General features: G+C 74.8%; 9 protein-coding genes and 1 pseudogene. 5 read left to right on the top strand and 5 right to left on the bottom strand.

What is annotated here, in order from left to right:
* Positions 1–17 precede the first annotated feature (17 nt).
* Entirely contained in the window at positions 18–1,004 is a 987-nt protein-coding gene (locus ACOV8S_RS22315) for a GlxA family transcriptional regulator (protein WP_448320115.1), read from the top strand.
* A gap of 61 nt (positions 1,005–1,065) precedes the next feature.
* Here the strand turns inward: ACOV8S_RS22315 and ACOV8S_RS22320 are convergent, their stop codons facing one another.
* The gene (locus ACOV8S_RS22320; RefSeq protein ID WP_448319729.1) at positions 1,066–2,010 is read right to left on the bottom strand and encodes a GNAT family N-acetyltransferase; all 945 of its coding nucleotides are present in this window, start codon (positions 2,008–2,010) and stop codon (positions 1,066–1,068) included.
* 365 nt (positions 2,011–2,375) lie between these two features.
* On the opposite strand from ACOV8S_RS22320, the gene ACOV8S_RS22325 reads away from it, so the two are divergent.
* Positions 2,376–3,047: an enoyl-CoA hydratase-related protein gene (locus ACOV8S_RS22325; RefSeq protein ID WP_448319730.1), complete on the top strand. Its 672-nt coding sequence runs from the start codon at positions 2,376–2,378 to the stop codon at positions 3,045–3,047.
* A 91-nt stretch (positions 3,048–3,138) separates the two neighbouring features.
* Here the strand turns inward: ACOV8S_RS22325 and ACOV8S_RS22330 are convergent, their stop codons facing one another.
* Positions 3,139–4,356 carry an MFS transporter gene (locus tag ACOV8S_RS22330; RefSeq protein WP_448319731.1) on the bottom strand — a complete coding sequence of 406 codons (1,218 nt, stop codon included), beginning with the start codon at positions 4,354–4,356 and terminating at the stop codon, positions 3,139–3,141.
* Between the two features lie 56 nt (positions 4,357–4,412).
* Positions 4,413–4,961 carry a PadR family transcriptional regulator gene (locus ACOV8S_RS22335; RefSeq protein ID WP_448319733.1) on the bottom strand — a complete coding sequence of 183 codons (549 nt, stop codon included), beginning with the start codon at positions 4,959–4,961 and terminating at the stop codon, positions 4,413–4,415.
* Positions 4,962–5,086: 125 nt separating this feature from the next.
* Between ACOV8S_RS22335 and ACOV8S_RS22340 the strand changes: the two genes are divergently transcribed.
* The gene (locus ACOV8S_RS22340; protein ID WP_448319734.1) at positions 5,087–5,836 is read left to right on the top strand and encodes an alpha/beta fold hydrolase; all 750 of its coding nucleotides are present in this window, start codon (positions 5,087–5,089) and stop codon (positions 5,834–5,836) included.
* 156 nt (positions 5,837–5,992) lie between these two features.
* Here ACOV8S_RS22340 and ACOV8S_RS22345 read toward each other — a convergent pair whose 3' ends face one another.
* Complete coding sequence (locus ACOV8S_RS22345; RefSeq protein WP_448319736.1) at positions 5,993–6,898, bottom strand: alpha/beta hydrolase; 906 nt, start codon at positions 6,896–6,898, stop codon at positions 5,993–5,995.
* Positions 6,899–7,005: 107 nt separating this feature from the next.
* Between ACOV8S_RS22345 and ACOV8S_RS22350 the strand changes: the two genes are divergently transcribed.
* Both ACOV8S_RS22350 and ACOV8S_RS22355 read left to right on the top strand, forming a co-directional pair.
* Positions 7,006–7,695, top strand: a complete 690-nt coding sequence (locus ACOV8S_RS22350; protein ID WP_448319737.1) for a class I SAM-dependent methyltransferase — start codon at positions 7,006–7,008, stop codon at positions 7,693–7,695.
* A gap of 55 nt (positions 7,696–7,750) precedes the next feature.
* Positions 7,751–8,746, top strand: coding sequence for an NAD-dependent epimerase/dehydratase family protein (locus ACOV8S_RS22355; protein WP_448319739.1), 996 nt, complete (start codon positions 7,751–7,753; stop codon positions 8,744–8,746).
* Positions 8,747–8,750: 4 nt separating this feature from the next.
* Here ACOV8S_RS22355 and ACOV8S_RS22360 read toward each other — a convergent pair.
* Positions 8,751–9,014: pseudogene (locus ACOV8S_RS22360) on the bottom strand (serine hydrolase domain-containing protein); the annotation flags it as partial.

Below are 9,014 nucleotides of genomic sequence, written 5' to 3' on the forward strand. Positions count from 1 at the left end.
CCCCCGCCCGTCCCCACGTGGTGGCCGTGGCGGTGACGGACGGCGCGACGAACTTTGAACTCGCGGTGCCCTGCGAGGTGTTCGGGATCGACCGCAGCGATGTCGTGGACCCCTGGTACGAGTTGCGGCTCTGCGCCGTGGAACCGGGGCCGCTGCGCACCTCCGCGGGACTGACGGTGGGCGCCGGGCACGGCCTCGAGGACCTGGCGGAGGCCGACACCGTGATCGTCGCCGCCTGTCCGCGGCGCGTCCAGCTCGACCCGCCTCCGGGACTGCTCGACGCGCTGCGGGCCGCCCACGCGCGGGGACGGCGGATCGTCTCGCTGTGCAGCGGCGCCTACGTGCTCGCCGCCGCGGGCCTGCTCGACGGACGCCGGGCGACCACGCACTGGATGAACACCGTGGACTTCGCGCACCGCTTCCCGCGGGTGACCTACGACCCCTCCGCGCTGTACGTCGAGGACGGCACCGTGTTCACCTCGGCCGGCACCGGCGCGGCGATCGACCTGTGCCTGCACCTGGTGCGCACCGACCACGGTTCCGCGGTCGCCAACGAGGTGGCCCGGCGCATGGTGGTGCCGCCGCACCGGGAGGGCGGCCAGACCCAGTACGCCAAGCCGCTGCCGCCGCGCGCCCGGCGGCGCGAGGAGGGTCTGGGCCCGGTGCTGGAATGGGCCCGCGAGCGGCTCCACGAACCGCTCACGGTGGCCGGGATGGCCCGGCAGGCCCACCTCAGCGAGCGCACCTTCGCCCGCCGTTTCCGCGACACCCTGGGGACCACGCCGTTGCAGTGGATCCTGCGCGAACGGGTGCTGCTCGCCCAGGAGTTGCTGGAGACGACCGACGACCCGGTGGAGTCCGTGGCCCACCGGACCGGTTTCGGCAACGCCGCCAACCTGCGCCGCCATTTCGGCCGGCTGACCACGGTCTCCCCGCAGACCTACCGTCATGTGTTCCGTCACCGGTCGGCCTCGGCGGCCGGCCGCCGGGCGCCGGGGAGGTGACCGGGCCGCTTCCACGGCGCGACGCGGCCCGGTCGGCCCCCGCAGGGGCGGCTCCGGCGGGTCAGCCCCAGCTCATGACGATCTCCCGCTCGAACGCGTCGTAGCCGGCCCGCGCGAAGGCCGCGGCCATCGGCACGTTGCCCAGATCGGTCGAGGCCCGGATCCGGGGCACGCCCTGGTCCGTGAGGATTCGGGTGCCTTCCGCGAGGATCTCGTCGACGTACCCCTTGCCGCGGTGTTCGGGCAGGACGGCGATGTAGGCGATGATCGGGTTGTAGCCGTTGTGGGCGGGGATCACGAAGCCCACCGGTTCCCCGTCGGGCAGCGTGGCGACCCGCCACCACTCCCGAGGGCTGCGGTAGCCGGCCAGTTCGTCGGCGTACTGGGCCTTCGCCGCCTCCTGGGCGGACATGGTGGTCAGGTCGTGCAGGCTGTGGGCGTCCAGGGTGCCGTCCAGCACGCGGGTCATCAGGTCGGTGAGTTCGCCCTCGTCCCGGGGCGTGCGGAAGGCCAGACGTCCGGTGGGCGGCGGAACGGGCGCGCCGGCGGGCCGTTCGAGGCGGAGCCGTTCCACGAAGGGGCGGGCCCCGGTGCGCGCGGCGACGGCCATCCGGTCCTCGACGGCGCGCCGGACGGCCGGGGTGTCACGCCAGTCGGGCGGCACGAACCGGGTGTACTCCGGTGTCGGGCCCTGCGGGTCCGACACCTCGGACAGGGCGGTGCGCAGCAGGTGCTCACCGACGTCGAGGCGGTCCGCCTCGGGCAGGCCGTCGTCGACGTCGAGGACGTCGAGCAGCAGAGGCCGACGGGCTCCGGGGCGGCTCCACCAGGCGATCCTGGCGAGCAGCCGGTTCCCCCGCAGGGCGATCCACATCCATTCGGGGCGCCGTCGCCCCTCGTCGAGATCGGCGTCGAGCTCCGTGTCGAGCGCGTAGGACAGGCGGCGGAAGAGGTCGAGTTCCGCGCGCCCGGTGAGGGGGCGCACGGTGAGGAGTTCTGTGTTCACGGTCGAGGCTTTCCGGTGAGGGCGCTCGGCCGTCCGCGGCGGGGTCAGACCGAAGGCCCGGCCCCGGGAAGGACGAACGCGGCTGCGGTACGGGGCGTGGACATGACTTACCCCTCCTCCTCTGTCGGTGGGCGCGTGCGCGGCCCGGCGATCACCGGGCGGCGCGGTTCCGGTATGTCTACCAGCGGCGGTGCGGGCCCCGCCATCGCTTTTTCGATCTTCTCCGTGCTCCGCCCGCCGCCCCTCGCTTCCCGGCCGTCACCGTCCGCGCCCCGCCCGCGTCTTGCCAGGCCGGCTCACGGCACCGTAAGTTACTGACTGGTAGGTTGGTGTCACCCCTCGACCCGCGTGCAAAGGAGCAGCCCATGCCCACTCTCGACCGTCAGGGCGACGTCTTCGTCCTCGATCTCGGAGACGGCGAGAACCGCTTCCACCCGGACTGGATCGCCTCGGTCGACGGTGCCCTGGACGAGGTGGAGAAGACGGAGGGCCCCAAGGCCCTGGTGACCGCCGCGACGGGCAAGTTCTGGTCCAACGGCCTGGACCTGGACTGGCTGCTCGCCCACGCCGAGGAGCACCGGAACTACGTGGTGTCGGTGCACGCGTTGTTCGCGCGGGTGCTGTCCCTCCCGCTGGTCACCGTCGCGGCGCTGCAGGGACACACCTTCGCGGCCGGGGCCATGCTCTCCCTGGCGCACGACTTCCGGGTGATGCGCGCCGACCGCGGCTTCTGGTGCCTGCCCGAGGCGGACATCCACATCCCGTTCACCCCGGGCATGTCCGCCCTCATCCAGTCCCGGCTCACGCCGCAGACCGCGCACGAGGCGATGGTCACGGCACGCCGCTTCGGGGGCGAGGAGGCGCTGGCCGCGGGCGTCGTGGACCGAGCCGTCCCGGAGGACGCCGTGCGCGCGACGGCCGTCGAGCTGGCGGGGGCGCTGGCCGCGAAGGCGAGCGGAACGCTCGGCACGATCAAGTCGCGGATGTACGGACCGGCCCTGGAACTGCTCCGGGACACCACCGACCCGATGGGCTGAGCCCCCTCGCGCGACGGCGCCTCCTGTCCGGTCCCGGGACCGGACAGGAGGCGCCGTCGCGCGTCCGGCGGCAGGCCGCCGCGGGGGCGCGTCAGGACACCTTCTGGGGCACCGTCCGCTCCAACGCCCGCACGTCCCGCAGCCCGAGGGCCGCCAGCGCCGAACCGGAGACGACCGCGGCGACCACCAGCAGCCACGCGTCGATCCCCACCGCCGCGGCGAGCGGACCGGTCAGGGCGAGGCCGAGGGGCCTGGCCACGAAGGAGCCGACCGAGTCGAAGGCGTACACCCGGGCCAGCTTGTCCTCCGGCACCTGGCTCTGGATGCTCTGGTCCCAGTAGACGCTGAACATCTGCAGGCCGATGCCGTGCACGAACGCGCCCAGCATGACGGGCCACAACGTGTCCGACAGCGCCATGGCGAGCGGGAACACGCCGGCCAGCGTGAGCAGCGCGACCCCGGTCGCCAGCGGCTTGCGGGGCCTGACCCGCAGGGCGAGCAGACCGCCGACCACGAACCCGGCCATCAGGGCCGCGAGCGCGAAGCCCCAGGCACTGCGTCCCATCCCCTCGCCCACCACGACCGGGCCCAGCACCGCCTGCGCCCCGCCGTAGAACAGGTGGTAGAGCAGGGCCTGCAGCACCAGCAGCCACAGCCAGGTGTGGCGCGTGACCTCCCGGAACCCCTCGCCGAGGTCCGCGAGCGGCGAGGTCGTGCGGGGCGCGCGGGCGTTGGTGGCACGGAGGCGGCCGAAGGCCACGGCGGCCACCACGAAGGTGGCGGCATCGACCATGACGGCCCACCCCGGGCCCACCACCGCGACCAGCAGGCCGGCGACGGCGTAACCGAGGGTGCGGAAGAGGCTGTCCAGCAGGGAGCGGGTGGCCACCGCGTCCGCGAGGTCGGCTTCCGGGACGACCACCCGGGTCATCGCCTTGGAGGACGGCCGGCTGAGCGCCGTGACCACTCCGGCGACACCGCCGAGCAGGGCGAGCAGCCATATCGTGGCGGCGTCCAGCAGCACCACCGCGGCGAGCAGCCCCATGACCACGGCGCTGGCGACGGACCCGCCCTGCATCATCAGCTTGCGTGAGAAGCGGTCGCCGAGAACCCCTCCGGCGAGCATGGTGACGATCTGGCAGATCGCGAGGACGGCTTCCACCAGGCCCAGGTCGGTGATGGAACCGCCCAGGTCGAGCACGGCGAAGGCGAGCGCCACCGGGGTGACGGCGTTGCCGAGGGCGCTCACCGAGACGCCGGTGACCAGGAGGCGGAAATCGCGGTGCCGAAGGACTTGTCTGCTTTTCACGCCGGGACGCTAGTTGGCCCGCCGACTCGTGGTCAATGAGCTATCGCGCCAACCGGTCAGCCCTTCGACGTCGTCCCTTCCTCCGCCCCGAGCGCGGCGAGCGTCTCCCGCAGCCAGGCGATCTCGGCCCGGCCGGTCGCCCTGGCCACGGTGAGGACACCGCGCCGGAACGGGTCGTCCAACTCCTCCGCCCGCAGCGGGCGGTCGCCGTCGAGGAAGAAGCTGGACGGCTCCTCGAGGAAGGCCAGCCGCCGCCGCAGGACGGCCGCTTGCGCGGCCGGGTCCTCCAGGTGGCGGAGGAAGGCGAGCAGGGTGAACCAGCGGTTCTCGTCGGTGACGTCCAGCCGCTCCGGTTCGGCGAGCCGGCGGCCGAGTTCCCGGGCGCCCTCGGCGGTGAGCGTCAGTACGTGCCGGGGGGCGGCCGCGGCGCCCGGTTCGGTGGTCCGGGCGAGCAGCCCCGCTTTCTCCAGGCGCTTGATGGCCGGATAGAGGGTGCTCTCGCCGACGGGTCGCACGTGCCCGATCAGGGCGGTCAGCCGCTTGCGCAGTCCGTATCCGTGCAGGGGGGCGTCGCGGAGGAAGCCGAGGATGGCCAGTTCGAGCATGGTGGCATTCTTGCGTACATCGGATGCGACATACCTCGGCATCGATGTATGGTGCGTGCTCACGGGTGGGCGTGCCCACCTGTTCGGAGCCGGGGGCGGACCCCGGCGGGAAAGGGGTGGCGACGGTGCGACAGGTGGAGTTCGACGGCAGGGGCAGCCGGGTCCGCTGGACCGAGACGCCCGGCGCGGAGTCGGCCCGGGTGTACGTCCACGGGCTGGGCGCCGCCTCGGCCGTCTACCACGCGCATGTCGCCGCGCGGCCCGAGGCGGCCGGGCGGCGCAGCCTCTTCGTCGACCTGCCGGGCCACGGGATCAGCGACCGGCCGGCGGACTTCGGCTACACCCTGGAGGACCACGCCGACGCCCTCGCGGCGGCGCTCGACGCCGCGGGCGTCGGCGGGGCGGAGGTCGTCGGACACAGCATGGGCGGTTCGGTGGCGATCGTGCTGGCCGGCCGCAGGCCCGACCTGGTGTCCCGGCTGGTCCTCACCGAGGCGAACCTGGACCCGGACCCGCCGGCGACGGCCGGGAGCAGCTGGATCACGTCGTACACGGAGGAGGACTTCCTCGCCGAGGGGTACGCGCGGACCCTGGAACGGGTGGGGCCCTGGTGGGCGGCCACCATGCGCCTGACGGACCCGCGAGCCCTGTACCGGTCCGCGGCAGGCCTGGCCCGTGGCTCGCGCCCCACGATGCGCCGCGTCCTCGAAGGGCTCACCGTGGACCGGGTGTACCTGCAGGGCGCGCTCAGCGGCGAGCTGGAGGGCCGGGCGGCCCTGGAGGCGGCGGGGGTGCGGGTGGTGACCGTGCCGGACGCCGGGCACAACGTCATGTTCGACGCGCCGGACGCCTTCGCGGCCGTCGTGGCGGGCTGACCCCACCCGGCCCCACGGGGCGCGCGGGTCCGCCCGTCGACCCGACCCGGGCCGGGCGCCGTCAGCGGTTCCGCTCCGTGAGCGGGCGTCAGGCCCCGGGCACTCCCGCACGGGTCGCCCCCTCGGGCCGGAGGAGGAGGGCCGGTGCGACGCCCGTCAGGCCAGGACGCGGCGGATCGTGTCGGCGGGGACCTCGTGGCCGGCCCCCTCCACCACGTCCAGCCGGCAGCCGGCGAGACGTCCCGCGACCTCGCGCACGTCGTCCAGCAGGTCGTCCCGCTCCCCGACGACCAGGTGGGTCCGCCCGGGGAGCCGCGGGGACTCCGGCAGTTCCGCCACGGAGATCGCCGGGGCGACCGCGACGACGCGGGCCACCTCCCCCGGCTCCCGGGACAGCGCCCACTGCAGCGCGACCCGCCCGCCGGCCGAGAACCCCGCGACCGTCAGCGGGAGGCCCGCGACCTCGCCGGCGTGCGCGGCCATCGCGGCGTCGACCTCCTCGAGCGCCCGCGGAGTGCGCGGCCAGGTCCGGTAGCGGGGCGAGGTGCGCCAGGAGGAGCGCACCGCGAGCACCGCGAACCCCGCCTCCAGGGCGGGCCGCCAGGCCCTCAACGCGTCCTGTTCCGACTCCTCGGCGCCGTGCAGGGCGAGGAGCACGCCGCGTGCCGGGAGCGTGTCGGGCCGCACCAGGACGTCGTGGTCACGGGACATCGTCAGGGCCTTGTTCCAGCGCCCGGCCGACGTCTCGCGCAGCGCGGCGAAGGCGGGCAGACGGCGGACCTCCGTGAAGTCCTCCTCGTCGTCCAGCACCGCCGGGTCCCACCAGCCGCCTTCCGCGAGGGCCTCCCGCAGCGTGTCCAGCGCCTCGGCGGGACGCCCCGCGGCTCCCTGCAGGCAGGCGAGCAGGTAGGCCAGCTCGGCCCGCCAGGGCAGCGTCGACGGCGGCGGGGTGCCCAGGAGGCGGATGCCGTCCTCCAGGCGCCCCTCCTCGTAGGCGCGGAACACCGCGTCGTTGAGGCGGCGGTAGGCGGTCAGGGCGGCGGAGGGTTCTTCGACGATCATGGCGCGCACCGTAGGGCCGTCCGCGGGCCGGAGCAAGCGAATACCCGCGGCTCGGCCGGGCCGCGGGCTCCTGACGGGCGCGTGACGACGTCTCGCACAATGGGCGCATGACAACGCCTCGCACGGTCTCCACGGCCGAACTGGAGCAGTCGTGGGTGGTCGCCAACAACACCATGAACCGCGGGCGCGGCCTGTCCGGGGTGAACAGCTACGCACGCGAGCTCGGCAGGGATCCGCTGGACGCGCTCGCCGGACGCGCCGCGCCCCACTGGCTGGACCTGTGCAGCGGGGAGGGCAGGGCGCTGCGCGAGGCCGCGGCGGTCCTGCCCGCGGACGCGGTGCTCACCGGCGTCGACCTGGTGGGGCCGATGGTCCCGGCGCCGCTGCCTCCCACGGTGGAGCTGGTGACCGCCTCGGTCTCCGCCTGGGCGCCGGAGCGCGCCCAGCACCTGGTCACCTGCGTGCACGGACTGCACTACGTGGGCGACCCGTTGGGGCTGCTGGCCCGGGCCGCGAGCTGGCTGACCGCGGACGGCCTGCTGCTGGCGCACTTCGACCCGGGGCTGATCCGCTGGGCGGACGGCTCGCCGGCCGGACCAGCCGCGCTGGCGGCCCTGCGCGCCGCCGGGTTCCGTCACTCCCGGTGGCGGTCGCTGCTGGTCCTCGAGGGCGGCCGGCGCCCGGTGCTGCCGTTCCGTCATCTCGGCGCCGATCCGGGCGCGGGGCCGGGATGCACGGGCCAGCCGGCGGTGGCCGCCCACTACGCGCCGGCGCCGGGCGGCGCGGCCGGCGGGTGATCTGCCCTGGGCAGATTCGCTGGGCAGCGGGCCCGTGGCCTGCTTTGCTCCGGTCATGGAGATTCTGGTTCTGGGCGGTACCGCATGGCTGGGCCGCGAGATCGCACGCCAGGCGCTGGAGCGCGGGCACCGGGTGACCTGTCTGGCGCGCGGGGAGAGCGGTGGCATCGCGGAGGGGGCGCGCCTGGTCGTGGGCGACCGGCGGGAGGCGTCCGCGTACGAGGCGCTGCCCGCGCAGGAGTGGGACGCGGTGTTCGACGTCTCGTGGCAACCGGCTTTCGTGCGGGGTGCGTTGACGGCGCTCGGGGAACGTGCCCGCCACTGGTCGTACGTCTCCTCGGGCAACGTGTACGCCTCGCACGCGGTGCCTGGCGAGGACGAGTCGGCCGAACTGCTCGCCCCCACCGACCGGGACGAGGTCGACCGGGAGCTGTACGGCGAGGCGAAGGTGGCCTGCGAGGCGGCGTGCCGGGATGCGGTGGGCGACCGGCTGCTGGTGGCGCGGGCCGGCCTGATCGGCGGGCCGGGCGACGCCAGCGACCGGGCCGGCTACTGGGTGGCGCGGGCCGCACGGGCCCCGGAGGAGCCGATGCTGGTGCCCGGCCGCCCTGACGCCCCGGTGCAGGTGGTGGACGTACGGGACCTGGCCCTGTGGCTGGTGGAGTCCGCGGAGCAGGGCGTGACGGGGGTGTACGACACGGTGGGCCCGCGGATCTCCTTCGCCGAGTGGATCGAGGCGGCGCGCACCGCCGGCGGTCACACCGGCCCGGTGGTGGGCGCGCCCTCCGACTGGCTGCTGAAGCAGGGCGTCGCCGAGTGGGCGGGTGAGGAGTCCCTGCCGCTGTGGCTGGTCGAGGAGGGCTGGGAGGGCTGGCTGGCGCGGGCCGGGACGGCGGCCCGCGCGGCCGGGCTGCGGCACCGTCCGTACCGGGAGATGCTCGCCGACACCCTGGTCTCCGAGCGGGAGTCGGGCCTGGACCGGCCCCGGAAGGCGGGGCTGAGCCAGGCCCGCGAGCGGGAGCTGCTCGCGGCGCTGGAGGAGGGGAACTGACGGTTCAGTTCGCCGGCACCGCCGCCGAGACCTCCTCCAGCAGGACGGCCGGGTCCGCGCCCCAGTGGGAGGCGAGCACCAGGTCGCGGGCAGGGTCGACCCAGAGCAGGTGGGTGCCCCCGTTGCCGCGGGCGCACCGGCCGGTGGCGGGGGCGGACGGCCAGACGGTGCGGTGGTCGTTGAGCCACCAGGACAGGCCGTAGTCCGGCTTGACGGCGCCGGGTGTCCACAGTTCGTCGATCCAGCGTGACGACAGCACCCGGCGCCC

This window comes from Streptomyces sp. CO7, from assembly GCF_053474865.1.

Excerpts from the sequence above, each read along its gene's own strand:
- ACOV8S_RS22325 (WP_448319730.1), top strand. The coding sequence starts at position 2,376 with ATGCCCACTCTCGACCGTCAGGGCGACGTCTTCGTCCTCGATCTCGGA.
- ACOV8S_RS22345 (WP_448319736.1), bottom strand. The coding sequence starts at position 6,898 with ATGATCGTCGAAGAACCCTCCGCCGCCCTGACCGCCTACCGCCGCCTC.
- ACOV8S_RS22355 (WP_448319739.1), top strand. The coding sequence starts at position 7,751 with ATGGAGATTCTGGTTCTGGGCGGTACCGCATGGCTGGGCCGCGAGATC.
- ACOV8S_RS22335 (WP_448319733.1), bottom strand. The coding sequence starts at position 4,961 with ATGCTCGAACTGGCCATCCTCGGCTTCCTCCGCGACGCCCCCCTGCAC.
- ACOV8S_RS22350 (WP_448319737.1), top strand. The coding sequence starts at position 7,006 with ATGACAACGCCTCGCACGGTCTCCACGGCCGAACTGGAGCAGTCGTGG.